General features: G+C 68.6%; 11 protein-coding genes. 4 read left to right on the top strand and 7 right to left on the bottom strand.

Annotated features, from left to right (window positions below; all coding sequences use genetic code 11):
- Window positions 1-53 precede the first annotated feature (53 nt).
- The 4 genes from sigM to ACIA12_RS20600 form a co-directional block, all read right to left on the bottom strand.
- Window positions 54-728, bottom strand: a complete 675-nt coding sequence (gene sigM, locus ACIA12_RS20615; protein WP_396368629.1) for an RNA polymerase sigma factor SigM — start codon at window positions 726-728, stop codon at window positions 54-56.
- Window positions 725-2407: a protein kinase family protein gene (locus ACIA12_RS20610; protein WP_396368628.1), complete on the bottom strand. Its 1683-nt coding sequence runs from the start codon at window positions 2405-2407 to the stop codon at window positions 725-727. Before ACIA12_RS20610 ends, sigM begins: the two co-directional genes overlap by 4 nt.
- A gap of 174 nt (window positions 2408-2581) precedes the next feature.
- Window positions 2582-4237 carry a murein biosynthesis integral membrane protein MurJ gene (gene murJ / locus ACIA12_RS20605; protein ID WP_396368627.1) on the bottom strand — a complete coding sequence of 552 codons (1656 nt, stop codon included), beginning with the start codon at window positions 4235-4237 and terminating at the stop codon, window positions 2582-2584.
- Window positions 4230-6563 carry a hypothetical protein gene (locus ACIA12_RS20600; RefSeq protein ID WP_396368626.1) on the bottom strand — a complete coding sequence of 778 codons (2334 nt, stop codon included), beginning with the start codon at window positions 6561-6563 and terminating at the stop codon, window positions 4230-4232. The genes murJ and ACIA12_RS20600 overlap by 8 nt, the downstream gene beginning before the upstream one ends.
- Window positions 6564-6626: 63 nt before the next feature.
- Between ACIA12_RS20600 and ACIA12_RS20595 the strand changes: the two genes are divergently transcribed.
- Window positions 6627-8063, top strand: a complete 1437-nt coding sequence (locus ACIA12_RS20595; RefSeq protein ID WP_396369378.1) for a CCA tRNA nucleotidyltransferase — start codon at window positions 6627-6629, stop codon at window positions 8061-8063.
- On the opposite strand, the gene ACIA12_RS20590 is transcribed toward ACIA12_RS20595, so the two are convergent.
- Window positions 8038-8841 carry an aminotransferase class IV gene (locus tag ACIA12_RS20590; RefSeq protein WP_396368625.1) on the bottom strand — a complete coding sequence of 268 codons (804 nt, stop codon included), beginning with the start codon at window positions 8839-8841 and terminating at the stop codon, window positions 8038-8040. The two genes, ACIA12_RS20595 and ACIA12_RS20590, sit on opposite strands and share 26 nt — an antisense overlap.
- A 53-nt stretch (window positions 8842-8894) precedes the next feature.
- On the opposite strand from ACIA12_RS20590, the gene ACIA12_RS20585 reads away from it, so the two are divergent.
- Window positions 8895-9512, top strand: a complete 618-nt coding sequence (locus ACIA12_RS20585; protein ID WP_396368624.1) for a hypothetical protein — start codon at window positions 8895-8897, stop codon at window positions 9510-9512.
- Here ACIA12_RS20585 and ACIA12_RS20580 read toward each other — a convergent pair.
- A complete protein-coding gene (locus ACIA12_RS20580; RefSeq protein ID WP_396368623.1) occupies window positions 9509-9964 on the bottom strand; it encodes a GNAT family N-acetyltransferase in 456 nt (151 codons plus the stop codon). The two genes, ACIA12_RS20585 and ACIA12_RS20580, sit on opposite strands and share 4 nt — an antisense overlap.
- Window positions 9965-10107: 143 nt before the next feature.
- On the opposite strand from ACIA12_RS20580, the gene ACIA12_RS20575 reads away from it, so the two are divergent.
- Entirely contained in the window at window positions 10108-11670 is a 1563-nt protein-coding gene (locus tag ACIA12_RS20575) for an alkaline phosphatase D family protein (protein WP_396368622.1), read from the top strand.
- Between the two features lie 7 nt (window positions 11671-11677).
- Window positions 11678-12919, top strand: coding sequence for an amidase (locus ACIA12_RS20570; protein ID WP_396368621.1), 1242 nt, complete (start codon window positions 11678-11680; stop codon window positions 12917-12919).
- On the opposite strand, the gene ACIA12_RS20565 is transcribed toward ACIA12_RS20570, so the two are convergent.
- Window positions 12910-14841, bottom strand: a complete 1932-nt coding sequence (locus tag ACIA12_RS20565; protein WP_396368620.1) for a glycoside hydrolase family 30 beta sandwich domain-containing protein — start codon at window positions 14839-14841, stop codon at window positions 12910-12912. The two genes, ACIA12_RS20570 and ACIA12_RS20565, sit on opposite strands and share 10 nt — an antisense overlap.
- Between the last annotated feature and the right edge of the window lie 39 nt (window positions 14842-14880).

Raw genomic sequence — 14880 nt, 5'->3', positions numbered from 1 at the left:
GTCGGCGATCACGGGGTCGCAGGGTGGCGACTCTGCTTCGACGGGGACGGCGGTCATTCGGTTCCCACCGATTCCGCGGCAGTCTTCTCCGGTACGTCGGAGCCGCCGCGGGTGGTCTGCCAATGGCGCAGCAACGGCAGCAACCGGGCTCGCCCGCGGGCGCAGCGGCTCTTCACCGTGCCTGGCGCGCAGCCGAGAATCGCGGCCGCCTCCTCGATCGAGTAGCCCTCCATGTCGACCAGGACCAGCGCGCTGCGCTGGTCGACGTTGATCTGCTTCAAAGCGTTCAGTACGTCGAGACGGCGCTCGCGGACCTCGGCTGCGTCCTCCTCGACCGGCCCGGCCAGCTCGGCCGCGCGGTCCTCGTCCTCGGGCAGCGGGTCGGCCTGGCGGACCTGCCGGCGGCGGATCCGGTCCAGGCAGGCGTTCACCACGATCCGGTGCAGCCAGGTGGTCACCTTGGCGTCGCCGCGGAACGAGTCGGCGCGGCGGAAGGCCGAGATGAACGCCTCCTGCAGCGCGTCGGCCGCCTCCTCGGGCTCGCCGAGGGTGCGGATCGCGACCGCCCACATCCGGTCGCGGTGCCGCTTGACCAGGATGCCGAAGGTGTCCGGATTGCCGGCCACGTGCAGCCGGAGCAACTCGTGGTCGTCCATCGTGTCGTACCCGGCCTGCGGCGCAGCAACTGCTGCGTCTGGCGGGCCTATTCGGGTGATGTCAGAGGTCATTTCTGGACCGAGACCTCCGCGATCTCGCCGCGGTACCCATTGCCCTCGGCCTCCTTCGGAAGCTTGGTCAGCCAGACCAGCACGTAGCGGGTCTTGACCGGCGCCGCCGGCGTCAGGATCGCTTGCGCGCCCTGATCCTTGAGCGTCGCGACCGGCTTCCAGCCGCTGGCGGCGGCGGGTGAGGTGCTCGGGTCGGCCTTCGGCACCATCAGCTCGAGGCTGGTGTCGTCACCGACCAGGCTGACCGTCACCTTCGAGACGTCGGTGAGCGCGCCGAGGTCGTAGATGATGCCGACGCCGTCCTTGGTGCCACCGAGCTCCGGCTTGCGCTTGTACGACTGGGTCGTCCAGGTCGTACTCAGCTTGCCGTCGTAGGTGTTGGGCACGTCCTCCGGGTGCTCCGAGCCGCTGCCGTCCGGCGGTGGGTCGAAGTCCTTGGCGCCGACGATCTTCGCCGGAGCGCCGGACGCCGACGGCGGGGCCGAGGTGGCCGGTGGCGGCGCGTTGGTCTTGCTGTCGCTGCCCTGGTCCTTGTTGATCGCGCCCTTGACCAGGAACTGCGCCATCGCCACCACGGACAGCAGCGCCAAGATGGCGAGCAGGATCAGGATCCGGCCACCCCAGCCGCCGCGCTGCTTCGGCTCGTCGGCCGGCGCCTTGCGGCGACCGCCGTTCTGCGGGGGCGGGGCTTGGCGGCGTACCGGCTGGGTCTCGGCAGCGGTCGCGTACGCCGGCTGGGTCGGGACCCGGCCGTTGTTCTCGGCGTAGGCGCTCTGCTGGTACTCCGGAATCTGCGGCGTCGGGTCGAGCGCAGGGGGAACCTGCAGCGCGGGCGCGATCTGGGTGGCGTCGTCGACGCTGCCGTTCTGCCGGGCGACCGCGACTGTCTCGTCCATCTGGCTCGGCGGCTCGTGCGAGCTGCCGATGACCCCGGACAGCGCAGCGGACAGTCCTGCCGCACTGGTGATCGGCACGGAGTGGTGCCGCGGCGGGTCACCGAGCAAGCGGTCAGCAATGTCGTCCAGGGAGCGCGGTACGCCGGCGCGCACCTGGCGCGGGCTCAGCAGCCGACCGTGCTCGACCGGAGCGGGCTGGAGGCCCCAGGCCGGGCCAGGGCCGGGCCAGCGTCCGGTCAGGGAGGCGTACAGCAGCTCTCCGAGCGCGCGGACGTCCTCCTCCGGGGAACCAGGGCCGGTAGAGCGCAGGGCGGCCTCAGTGGCGAGGCCGACGACCTTGATGGCTCCGGCGTCGGTCACGACGACAGTGGAGGGGCTGATCGAGCCGTGCGAGTGGCCGGTGCGGTGCAGGTTCTCCAGTGCCTCGGAGACCTCGCGGGCCAGCCAGCCTGCCTGCTGGCCGGTCAGCGGGCCGGCGCTGAGCATCCGCTCAAGGGGGCGGCCACCTGCCCATTCACGGACGCAGTACGTCACGCCTTCGTGCATGTCGCAGTCGAGCACCCGCAGGAACCGGGGGTCGGCTGCCGCCGCGGCGCGCCGGGCCGCGTCGAAGAGTTGATTGGTCCTCGGGTCGCCAACCGGCAGGACGTCTACGACCACTGCCCGGCTGAGCACCTCGTCCACTGCTCGCCACACCCGCGCACCGTCGATCTCCGCGAGCAACTCGGCGATCCGGTAGCGGCCGGCGAGCAGGGCACCAGGACTGACGGTCTGGTTCGACACGGTGTCTCTCGCCCTCCTCGATGCACTGGTCGTCCTGCGTCTCCGCCCTGGATCCGGTCGGCGGCCGATTTCGGCTGATCCAGGCAGGTGCGAACGGTTGGCGGTCCGATCGCAGCCCCCATGCTAGTGCCCCGTTGACCGGACAAGTGGTGCACGAGTGCACAAGCGGCCGGATCAGGCTCTGCCGGAGCGCCCGGGGAGCTTCGATGTGACCGCGGCCACCACGTCGGTGACCTCGTGGATACGAAGTACCCGCGCCACACCGACGTACACCGGGAGCATCACGATGCCTCCGACGGCTAGCTGGACCACCGCCGCGAGCGGGCCGGTCCAGTCGACGGCCGAGTCGAACACGGTCAGTACCCCCCGGCCGATACCCGCACCGGCGACGGCCGCGATCACCATCGCGAGCAGCGGCAGCCCGATGCCCGAGCCGGCCACCCGGGGGACCCGGCGGCGGAGTACGCGGCGGGACATCAGGACGGCGACCAGGTACGCCAGCGCGTAGGCGGCACCGAGCACGACGCCGCTGAACCGCAGGTGCTCCTCGTCAAGCAGCACCCGTACGCCGATCAGCGCGGCGGCGATGTTCGTCGCGGCGATCGCGCACTGCATGAAGAACGGCGTACGGGTGTCCTCGAACGCGTAGAACGTGCGCAACTGGAAGTACTGGACCGTGAACGGCACGATGCCCAGCGCGAGCGTCATCAGCGTGTACGCCATCAGCTGCAGGTTGTTCTTACCGGATCCGTAGCCGGCGATCACCGTGACGATCGGGTAGGCAAAGGCGATCATCGCCGCGGCCGCCGGTACGACGATCGCCAGCGTCTGGCGGATCGACCGGGCCGACAACTGGGCCACCTCGGTCACGTCACCCGCGGCCGCCAAGGCCGACATCTGCGGCAGCGCTGCCGTGGCCAGCGAGACGGTGACGATGCCGTGCGGCACCAGGATGATCAGCATCGCGGTGCTGTAGGCGAACAGACCAGCCTTTGCGCCTGGGTCGGTTGAGGCGCTACCGGCGATCGCCAGCTTGGTGACCACCACCAGAGTCACCTGGTTCACGGCGACGAACAGTACGGTCCAGGTGCCGAGCTTGGCGGTCTGACCGAGTCCGGTGCCGCGTAGGCCGAACTTGGGCACGTACGTGTGGCCACTGGCCTTCAGATACGGCAGCAGCACCAACAACTGCACAGCGATGCCCAGTGTGTGGCCGAGGCCGAGCAGCAGCTCCTCACCGTGGCTGAAGGTCGGCGGATTGTCGCCGGCCCGGTAGACCAGCAGGAAGATCACGATCGAGGCGCAGGCGACGACGTTGTTCGCGATCGGCGCCCACATCATCGGGCCGAACCGGCGCCGGGCGTTCAGCACCTGGCCGACCAGGACGAATGCGCCGTAGAAGAAGATCTGCGGCAGGCAGAGCCGGGCGAACATGATCATCGAGTTCTTCTCGGCCAGCCGCGACGGATCGTGCAGCTCCTTCGGCAGGTAGAGCTCGGAGATCTGCGGTGCCAGCACGACGCAGGCCACGGTGACCACGGCCAGTACCAGGAAGCCGAACGTCAGCAGCCGGTTGGTGAAGTCCTGGCCGCCGTCGTCGTGGTTCTTGATCGCGCGGACCAGTTGCGGCACCAGCACGGTGTTGAAGATGCCGCCGGCCAGCAGGATGTACAGGCTGTTCGGGATCGTGTTGGCGGCGGTGAAGATGTCGCCGCGCAACGCGGTGCCGATGGCGGCGGCGAGCAGAGCGATCCGGACGAATCCGAGCAGGCGGGACAGCACCGTTCCGGCTGCCATCACCGCCGCGGAGCGCAGGGTGCGGTCAGCCATCCTTCGTTCCGACTCCTTCTTTCAGGCTTTCGAGATCGCTCTGCCCGGGCACGAGCGGTGCTGGAGACTCAGGGTGGGCGAGGCCGTTCGGGCCGGCGGCCGGATCGTCCTGGCCGAGGTCCTCGAGCGGCAGCGGCTCCGGGTGCAGCGCGTCGGCGGCGGGCTTCGGCTCCGGGTTGCGGCGCTCCGAGCGCACCCGGCGGTAGATCCGGACGATCGACGTACCGAACAGCAGTGCTACCGCGGCGCCGACCAGGATCCAGCCGACGCTGCCGTACTGCGCCGCCTGGATCACCAGCGGCTGCGAGTCGCCGACCGGCTGCTTCCCGGCGGTCACCAGTTGCGCGTTGGCGTTGATCACGCCGTTCTGCTCGGCGCTCGCCTTGACCTGGAAGGTGCCCTTCTGGCCGGCCGGCAGCAGCAGGGTGTGCAGCTGGGCGATCTTCAGGTCGTTCCGGTTGCCGGTCGAGGTGACCTCCAGGCCGACCCGGATGGTCACGTCCAGCCCGTTCTCGACGGTCAGCGGGAAGCTGCCCTTGCTGCCGGAGAGGTTGACCTTGATGCCGTCGTGCTGGCCCTTGCTCTTGTTGGTGACCAGATGGACTTTCTTCAGCTGGGCGGCGACGGCGTTGCGCTGGTAGTTGACGAAGCGCTGCGCCTCGTTCGGAGTGGCACTCCATTCGAGCGAGGCCGACCGGAGCAGTCCCTGGGTCATGCTCAACGGGGTCTGGGCGGCCGGGTCCGACAGCAGCGATTCGTACGTCGTGGTCGTGCTGCTCAGGTCCCGGATCTTGTCCAGCTGGCCGCCCGAGAGGCCGGACGTGTTGGCCGGTGCGGCCGGGGCCTTCGTCTGACCGGCAGCGAGGCTGGTGACCTGGTTGATCCCCACCGGCGTGATCCAGGGGGAGGTGGACATCGTCTGCAGGACGGCAGCGGTCGACAGGCCGTCGCTGTCCCAGCCGCGAGGCGGTACGACGACCACTGTCGAAGTACCGGCGGTACCGGCGAGCAGTGAGGTCTCGGCCGCGAATCGCTGCTGCAGCTGGACCGGCTGCTTCGCGCTTGCCGGATCGGGGCCGCCGGCCAGCAGATCGGAGTCCGCGATCACTGCCTTCACGTACTTCGGGGCCGGCGCCTCCGGGGTCATCACCTTGTAGACCGGACTGGGCTGCAGCTTCGGCCGCTCGTTGTCGGCCCACGCCGAGCTCGGCAGGATGTTCACGTCGTCGTCGCGCTGGGCGGCGAACCCGAAGGAGCCGGCGGCCAGCGTCTTGGAGTCGACCTGGCCGTCCCCGAGCCAGAGGCCGGACGGGTTGCCCTGCTCGGACAGTGGCATCCGCAGGTTGTACCGCTCACTGGCCGAGCGCGCGCTGCTGATGATCTTGCCGGCCGCGTCACCGGCGGCGGCGAGGCTCGCGATGTCGGGATCGCCGTACGGGAGCAGGACGGTCGGATTGACGTTGCGGCTCTTGTCGAACGCCTCCAGCCACGCCTTGACGACCGCGCGGCCGGTGCCGGCTTTGGTCTGGCCCGGGCCGGCCGCGATCTTGTAGCTGTCGGACTCGGCGATCGTGCGCGCCTCGTCGATCATCGCCGGATCGACCAGCCAGGTGACGAGCCGCTTCTGGCCGAGCGCGAGCAGCCGGCCGAGTTGGCCGGCCGGCGCCATCGCCTCGGCCAGCGAATCGTTGGCGAACAGGTGGTCGGAGAGCAACGTCGGCCGATGCGTCAACGGCAGCACCACGGCGGCGTTCACCCGGCCGGGCAGGGGTGTCTTCGGGATCACCGGCATCAGGATCCGGCTCAGCCCGGCGGTGGTCCGGTCCGTCTTGCTGACGTTGCCACGGAATCGGACGCCGACCGAGTAGACGCCGGGCTCGCCCGAGATCTTCCACTCGCTCCACGGCACCACCAACCTGAACGGCACCGAGTCCTTGGGGGCCAGTGGCGCCTCGAACTCCTGGAAGGTGGATGCCTCGGGATTGGTCAGGCCGGAGCAGTCGTTGCGGTCCTTGACCGGCACGTCGGCCTCGGTCGGGATGGCCGCGACCTGGGCGGCCGTCGACAGGCGGTCGCGTTCGATGCAGGCAGTCGCCTGGGAGCTCTCGAAGGTGGTCTGACTGGTGTTCGTGACCCGGCCCGTGATCGTGACCGGCTGGCCGGGCGCCGGGGTCGACGGGCTGAACGACTCGATGGTGACATCGACCATCGGGTTGTCTTCCGCCGCGGTCGCGGCCGCCTGCGTCGGGGCCAGCGCGCCGGCCGACGCAGCGATCAGCAGGCTCGCGCCCGCCGCCGTGGAGAGCCTCAGTCGCCGTCTGAACACGCCGTCACCGTAACCTAGTTCCCCGTGTCCTCTAATCCCGACCGCTCAGCCTCTGCCGGATCGTTGTCCGCGGTACAGCGGCAAGGTGTCCAGTCGTTGCTGAAGATCGCTCCGGTGGTCGACGAACTGGGTGCCCGGTTCGCCGCCGCCGGCCATGAGATCGCCCTGGTCGGGGGTCCCGTCCGGGACATTCTCCTCGGTCGCGGGAGCAAGGATCTCGACTTCGCCACGTCGGCCCGGCCGGACGCGGTGGAGCGGTTGGTGGCCGGCTGGGCGGACCACGTCTGGGACATCGGCAAGGCGTTCGGCACCATCGGCTGTCAGAAGGACGACTGGGTTCTGGAGATCACGACCTACCGGTCGGAGTCCTACGATCCCACCTCGCGCAAACCGGAGGTTGCCTACGGCGACACCCTGCAGGGCGACCTGGCCCGGCGCGACTTCGCCATGAACGCGATGGCGGTACTGCTCCCGTCGCACCAGTTCGTCGACCTGTACGGCGGGATCGAGGACGTCGCCAACAAGGTGATCCGGACCCCGGGTTCGCCCGAGGACTCGTTCTCCGACGACCCGCTGCGGATGATGCGCGCGGCCCGGTTCGCCGCCCAGCTCGGCTTCACGCCGGACCCGGCCGTGGTGGCCGCGATGGCCGCGATGGCCGAGCGGATCACGATCGTGTCGGCGGAGCGGGTGCGCGACGAGCTGATCAAGCTCGTCTGCGCGCCGTACCCGCGGATCGGTCTCGATCTGCTCGTCGGCACCGGGCTGGCCGACCATGTGCTGCCCGAGCTGCCCGCGCTGCGGCTGGAGCTGGACGAGCACCACCGGCACAAGGACGTGTACGAGCACTCGCTGACCGTGCTCGAGCAGGCGATCGATCTGGAGCCCCGGCTCGGGGTCGAGCTGCCCGACTTCGTGGTCCGGTTCGCCGCGCTGATCCACGACATCGGCAAGCCGAAGACCCGCCGCTTCGAGGAGGCGGGCAAGGTGACCTTCCACCACCACGACGTGGTCGGTGCGAAGCTGGCGAAGAAGCGGATGAAGGCGCTGCGGTTCAGCAACGAGCAGATCGACCAGGTCGGCAAGCTGGTCGAGTTGCACCTGCGCTTCCACGGCTACGGCACCGGCGAGTGGACCGACTCCGCCGTCCGCCGGTACGTCCGCGACGCCGGCGACCTGCTCAGCCGCCTGCATGTCCTGACCCGCGCCGACTCGACCACCCGCAACCGGCGCAAGGCCGAGGCGCTCCGGACGGCGTACGACGATCTGGAGAAGCGGATCGAGCGCCTGCGGGAGCAGGAGGAACTCGACTCCATCCGCCCGGACCTCGATGGCAACCAGATCATGCAACTGCTCGGCATCGGCCCCGGCCGCGAGGTCGGCGAGGCCTACAAGTTCCTGATGGAACTGCGGATGGACGAAGGCCCGCTCGGCGAGGAAGCCGCCGGCCAGAAGCTGCTGGAGTGGTGGAGCACTAGATCTCCTGCCACGGAATCCTGAGGTAAGCGTCCGCGATCAGCCCGGCCGATTCCGGGTCCGGCTTGTACTCCGTAGTGCCGGCGCTGGTCGTGATGGAGGCGACCGGGAGCGCGGGGTCGATCGAGTTGGTCAGGTAGGCAGCCCGGTAGTCGCCGAGTGCTGTCAGCGGAATGTCGACAGTTTCACGTGCAACATCGAGGGCTGCCCGGAGACTGAGCATGGTGATGCCGGGCAGCACGTCGGCGGCCGGCCAGACGATCCGGTCCTCGGTGGCGAAGCAGATGTTCCAGACGGACGCCTCCGAGATGTGACCCGCGCGGTCGTAGAAGACGGCGTCGTCGTAGCCGGCCAGCCGGGCGCGGCGGAGTTCGTGGGTCAGCGAGAAGGTGCCCGTGTGCTTGAGATGCGGCGCGGCCCGTTCGTGCTCGACGGCGAGCAGACGTGGTGATCTGGTCGTCGGCTCGATTGGGTCGGTGACCGTGAGCAGCAGGTCGGGCTCGACCGGGGTGCCGTCGAGGAAGGACCGGTCGCGGGTGAAGGCGTTGACCCGCAGCGAGAGGTCGGCTGATGGCGAGCTTGCGAGCGCAGTACGGAGGTAGGTCAGGATCCGGTCGGGGGCGACGCCGTGGCCGAAGAGTTCACGGGAGCTGCGGTCCAGGCGCTCCAGGTGCAGGTCAAGACCGCGGACCTTGCCGTCGCGGACCTGCATCGAGGTGAAGTGGCCGTAGCTGGTCGCGCTCAGCAACGCTGGGTCGTCGAGGGCGAGCGGCGAGTCGTTGAGCTGTACGAGGTGGGTCACAGGATCAGTCTGCGTGCACCAGTCCACCGCGCCACCTGGTCTAGTCTCACGCCGTGGACCTCTTGAGCATCATCGGGTGGGGCGGCTCGGCGCTGGTCGTCGTGTCGTTGCTACAGACCCGGATCCTGCGACTGCGTGTACTGAATCTGATCGGCTGCGTGATCCTGGTCGGCTTCAACCTCGCCATCCCCGTCTGGCCGATGGTCGGCATGAACGCCGTACTTGCCGTGATCAACGTCGTGCACATGTGGCGCCTGCTCCGGCACCGGCACGACGACCTGGAGTACGCCGTGCTCGAGGTGAACAGCACCGACTCCTACCTCGGCCACGTGCTGACCGCGCACCAGAAGGACATCTCCAAGTTCAACCCCGGCTTCACGTCAGCCGCTAGCCCGTACGCCTTCCTCGTCCAGCGCGGCGAACGCACAGTAGGCGTCGTCCTGGCCCACGACGCCGGCTCCGGCCGCGCCCAGATCGACCTCGACTACGTCCTCCCGGAGTACCGCGACTTCACCCCCGGCGAGTTCGTCTACCGCCGCAGCGACGTCTTCACCGACCACGGCTTCCGCCAGGTACTCGCCCCACCCCGCATGAAAGCCACCGACGGCTACCTCAAAAACCTAGGCTTCCACCCCGAAGGCAACCACCTGGTCCTCGACCTGCCCAGCTAGTCGAGGTGTTTGGCGAAGCAGCGGGAGACTGTTTCGTTTTCGAAGGGCGGGTACGGCGGGGTTTCGGTGTAGCCGTGGTGGGTGTAGAGGGCGATGGCTTCGAGCTGCTTGGTGCCGGTCTCCAGGCGGAGGGTGGTCAGGGCGCGGGTGCGGGCGTGGGACTCGATCTCGGCCAGGAGGAGGCGGGACAGGCCCCAGCCTCGGGAGGATGGTTCTACGTACATGCGCTTGATCTCGCCGAGGCCGGGGGAGATCGGTTGCAGGCCGACGCAGCCGACGGGGGTGTCGTCGAGGGTGAGCAGGATGAACTCGATGTCGGGGTGCAGGGTGACGATGGGCTGGTCCTCGCCGTAGAGGGCGGCCAGTTCGGTCTGTTGCGCGGTGGTCAGCGCCAGGACGGCTGGATCGGTCCGGTCGGCGTGGCGTAGCTCGACGCCCTCCATCAGCTCCATGGGCCGACGCTAGCAATCAGGCGTGACGCTGCTGTTTCGCTTTCCTCACTGCCCGCCCAGCGCGGAGTGAGGTCGACAGGCTGTCACCGATCGGTCGCGCTGAGGTCTTCCCAGATTCATCATTACCTCTCAGTATTTTCTGCATGGCTGACCTCACCCGCAGGACCGTCCTCGGCGCTCTGACCGTTGCTGGAGCCACGGCTGCGGCTCCGGCCGTCGCCTGGAGCACCGGTACGCCGACGCTCCGAACCGCCGCCGACGCCTCGCCGACTCTGGTCCGCGGCGCGATTTTCCCCGAGGGGATCATGGCCGGCGTCCCCCGCACCGACGGCGCGACTCTGTGGACGCGAGTCCCTCGTGGCCTCTTCGACGGCGATGCCGAACTGGCGATCGTGGTGTCGAGGCAACGCGACCTGAGCAGCCCGGAGATCGTCGAGACGGTGATCGCGGAGAAGCAGTGGGACGGCTGCGTGCACTTCCAGGCGAACGGGCTCGCCGCCGCCGCGGAGTACTTCTACCAGTTTCGCGGCAAGGACACCGTCAGCCCGGTGGGCCGTTTCCAGACCCTGCGCCCGGCCGACTCGAACCAGCCGGTCCGGATCGGCTTCTTCACCTGCCAGGGCTTCACCGAGGGGTACTACGCGACGCACCGCCACCTCGCCGCTGAGGACCTCGACCTCGTCGTCTGCCTCGGCGACTACGTCTACGAGGCCACCGTGCCCGGAGTCCGCGGGATCGATCTCAACCTCTATCCGCAGATCCTGCCGAGCATGCGAGCGAAGTACACGCTCTATCGCAGCGATCCCGATCTCAGGGCGATGCACGCGCAGCACGCGTTCCTGCCGCTGTGGGACGACCACGAGTTCCGCAACAACTACAGCTTGGACAACTGGACGCTGCCCGAGCTGTTCTTCCAGGAGAAGAAGAGCGCTGCCTGGCACGCGTGGTTCGAGCGGATGCCGGTAGCGCGCTACGCCGGCGACATGACCAGGACCTATCGCTCGCTCAAGTTGGGCCGGACCGTCGAGCTGTTCGCCATCGACAACCGTCAGTACAAGGATGACCAGCCCTGTGACGACGGAGGCTCGATCGTCTGCGCGGCCGCCGACGCGCCTGGGCGCAGCATGCTCGGGCCGGCGCAGAAGGCCTGGCTCGAGGACGGGCTGCGGTCGTCGGGCGCGCGCTGGAAGGTGCTCGCCAACCCGAACATGATGATGGGCATGGTCACCGGCGCGGCCGGGGAGCGCGCGTTCATGGACACCTGGGACGGGTACGGCGCCGAGCGCACCGAACTGCTGTCGCTGGCCGCCGAGCGGGTGTCCGACCTGGTGGTGGTGACCGGCGACGACCACGACACGTTCTCCGGCGAGCTGTGGGACACGGGCTTCGCGCCGGGCACACCCGGCAATCCTGGCGGTACCCGGCGGGCCGGGGTCGAGTTCGTCGTACCGTCCGTGTCCTCGACCAACACCGGCGACACCAAGGGCGTGGCCGGTGCGAAGGCGGAGGAGCAGAAGCGGCTGCAGTACAACCCGCATCTGAAGCAGATCGACATGCGGCAGCACGGGTACGGCGTACTCGAGGTGACCCAGGATGACGCCAAGCTCTCCTACCGGGCAGTGGACAAGCTGCACGTCAACGCAGGCGTCAGCACCAGCTACCAGGTCCGCACTGCGCGGGGCAGCTCGACAGTAGAGGTGATCTGATTGGCCAGTGCCGTCCCTGGAAGTGCCCTCCCTTGAAGCCACAGCAGCAGCCGTCCGTGCAGGTGAGCTCCACCCGGTCGACCTCGTCGAGCAGGCCTTGCGGCGAGCGGCTGATGCGGCCCACCTGAACGCTGTCGTCCACCTGGACGCCGAGGGCGCTCGGGCCGCCGCTGCTGCGCACAGCAGGACGGGTGCACTCGCGGGCATTCCCGTGCTGGTCAAGGAGATCATCGAGGTCGAGGGGCTGCCCTACCGCTGCGGCTCGGCCTCGATGGATGGGCCCGCGGTTAAGGATGCCGACGTCGTACGCCGGTTGCGCGCGGCCGGTGCGGTCGTCATCGGGCTCAGCCACTCGCACGAGTTCGCCTACGGCTGCACCGGTACTTCGAATCGCACCGGGCCGTGCCTCAACCCGCATGACCTGTCGCGGATGACCGGCGGCTCCAGCTCGGGCGCTGCTGCTGCGGTAGCGGCCGGGGTCGTGCCACTGGCGATCGGGACCGACACGGCGGGCTCGGTGCGGACGCCTGCGGCGCTGTGCGGCGTAGTCGGGTTCAAGCCAACCAGGGGGACGCTGCCGATGGACGGGGTATGGCCGCTCTCGCAGACGCTCGACGTGGTGGGGGTGCTGACCAGGTCGGTCGGGGACGCGGTGTACGCGATCGCTGCGCTGTCCGAGACCGCCCATTCAGCTGGAATCAGCACACCGCGTCTGGGTGTGCCCACCAACCCGGAGTACAGGGAGCATGACGCGCAGGTCAGCACTGCTTGGGAGCAGGCTCTCGCGAAGCTGCTGACAGTAGAGGTCGAGCTACCCGACTGGAGCACGACTCTGCAGACAGGCATAGATCTGCAAGGTCCAGAAGCCGTTGCCAACCACATGGGCAGATCTACAGGGCTATACCAACCAGATGTCCAGCAACGCCTGCGGGAAGCCGCAGAGGTGCCGGCCTGGCGTCATGTCCAGGCCCGAGCAACTGCAGCCGAGCTAGCGACGCAGCTGTCCGAGTTGCTGGAGCAAGTCGACGCGGTAGTGGTGCCTACGGTGCCCATCGTCGCTCCACTGCTCGGTGACGCACCAGACGTCCGAGCGACCCTGATGCGCCATATCCGCTTGGCCAACATCGCCGACGTCCCTGCCATCAGCATCCCGCTGAAGACCGCCGGCCTTCCGGTTGGTCTCCAGGTCATTGCCCGGGACAACCAGAAGGCCGGCGCTGTCGCGCTGTGGATCGAGGCTCAGTTGTAGAGCCTGACGTCCGCGAGACTCCACCAGTGGTCGCTGGTACCGGTGTTGGCGATCCGGACGAAGCGGGCGCGCGTCTGCTTCACGTCGACATTGGTGAGCTGGCCAGTGCCGGTACCGGACGCCAGCGGCCGCCACGTGGTGCCGTCGAAGCTGGTCGATACCTGCCATGCGGCAGCGAAGTCACCGAGGTTGCCGCCGCTGTCAATCGCGACCCGTCGGAACTGCTTCGCCGTACCGAGATCCACCTGCACGTACTGCCCTGCAGCCTGCGCTGCCTTCGACTGCCACACAGTGGAGCCGTCGGCGTCGAACGCCGGCGCCGCATCGGCAGCCGGTACTGCGCTCGCCGTCGCGCCCGCCAACGACACCGGAGTCAAAGCAGCCTTCGGCGAGCGCTGCCAGACGAAGGTGCCGATCGCGCCACCCGGCAGCGTGTATTCGAAGGACTCGTCGCCGACCGCGACCGCGAAGGTCCGCGGGTCGTCGTTCTCGTTGTGCACGACCAGCGCGGTCGAGCCGTCCGGGTTGCGGAAGGCCGACGACATGAGCTGGCCGTTCCAGCCGGTCGTGCCGTACGACGTACTGGCGATCCGCACAGCACCGGTCCGCACGAACTTCGACAGGTGACCGATCGTGTAGTACTCCGCGTCGGTGGTGACGGTGCCGTCCGGTTGCACGGTGACGAGTCCGGTACAGGTGGTACAACCACCGTTGTACGGGCCGCCCTTGTCGTCCAGCGCGATGTTCCAGTTCACCACCGACTTGGCCCAGTTGCGGGTCGTACCGAGCATCAGCGTGCGGGCATGCCAGGTCAGCGTGCCGCGGAAGATCTGCGGCGGCGTGTCGTTGGCGCCGTGCGAGCCGGAGCACTCGGTGAACCAGATGCCCTTGTCGGGGAAGGCCTGGTGCAGTGCGCTCTGGTTGCTCGGGTTGCCGGAGTAGCAGTGGTACGCAGTACCGGCCAGCCACTTGCCTGCCGGGCTGTCGAGCAGCTGGTACGGGTAGTCGGTCTCCGGGTCCTCGCCGGGCGGGGTGCTGTTCACGTCGCCGGGATGCGTGGTCCAGTTGTGGTCGTAGCCGAGGATCTTGGTTCGAGGGCTGTACGCACGCAGCAGCGGGCCGAGCTGCTCGATTACCGCGGCCTCCTGGCGGACCGGCATGTCCGTACCCGGGTAGCCGCTGGGCTTGCGGTTCTGCGGCTCGTTCTGGATCGAGAGGAAGTCCACCGGTACGCCGGCTGCCTCGTACGCCTTCACGAACTTCACCAGGTAGCGCGCGTAGGCGTTGTAGACCGCGGGGTCGTCCTTGAGCCGGCCACCGACCAGCGAGTCGCCGGTCTTCATCCAAGCGGGCGGACTCCACGGCGTGGCCATCACCTTCAGCGACGGGTTGAGCTGCTTGGCCCGGCGCAGCAGGGGCAGGATCTGCGCCCGGTCGTGCGCGATGCTGAAGTGCCGCAGCGCGAAGTCGGTCTGCCCGGCCGGTACGTCGTCGTAGGTGTAGTGCTGTGGCGCCGCGGTGAAGTCGGACGAGCCGACCACCTGGCGCAGGAAGCTCACGCCGATGCCCTGCTCGCGGTCGAACAGCGAGCGCATCGTCTGGTCGCGCACCGCCGGCGTCAGCCGGTAGAGCACCGCCGCCGACGAGTCGGTGATCGAGGCGCCGAAGCCGTCCATCGTCTGGTACTTCGTGCTCGGGTCGACCGTGATGGTCGTCTGCGCGCTCTGGCCCTTGGCGAACGCGACGTCCGGGCGCTGGTGCAGCAGCTCGGCGCGGTCGGGGGTGGTGACCCAGACGCTCGCTTTGCTGGTGCTCTTGGTGTTCTGGGCGGTGGGCAGCTCGACCGCCTGGGCGCCGGCCGTCATCCCGCTGAGTAGTAGGGCGGAGCCGGCCACGACGGCGCCGATCGCAGGTCTCTTCATCGTTCTCCTCAGGTCAACCCCGATGTAACAAATGAAACA

The sequence above is a fragment of the Kribbella sp. NPDC051620 genome, assembly GCF_044453825.1.
Classification (GTDB): Bacteria; Actinomycetota; Actinomycetes; order Propionibacteriales; family Kribbellaceae; genus Kribbella.
The sequence above is the reverse complement of the archived record's forward strand: the minus strand, read 5'-3'. Positions and strand labels throughout refer to the sequence as shown.

Coding starts and splice junctions, on each gene's coding strand:
- sigM (WP_396368629.1), bottom strand. CDS start 728: ATGACCTCTGACATCACCCGAATAGGCCCGCCAGACGCAGCAGTTGCT.
- murJ (WP_396368627.1), bottom strand. CDS start 4,237: ATGGCTGACCGCACCCTGCGCTCCGCGGCGGTGATGGCAGCCGGAACG.
- ACIA12_RS20580 (WP_396368623.1), bottom strand. CDS start 9,964: ATGGAGCTGATGGAGGGCGTCGAGCTACGCCACGCCGACCGGACCGAT.
- ACIA12_RS20575 (WP_396368622.1), top strand. CDS start 10,108: ATGGCTGACCTCACCCGCAGGACCGTCCTCGGCGCTCTGACCGTTGCT.
- ACIA12_RS20565 (WP_396368620.1), bottom strand. CDS start 14,841: ATGAAGAGACCTGCGATCGGCGCCGTCGTGGCCGGCTCCGCCCTACTA.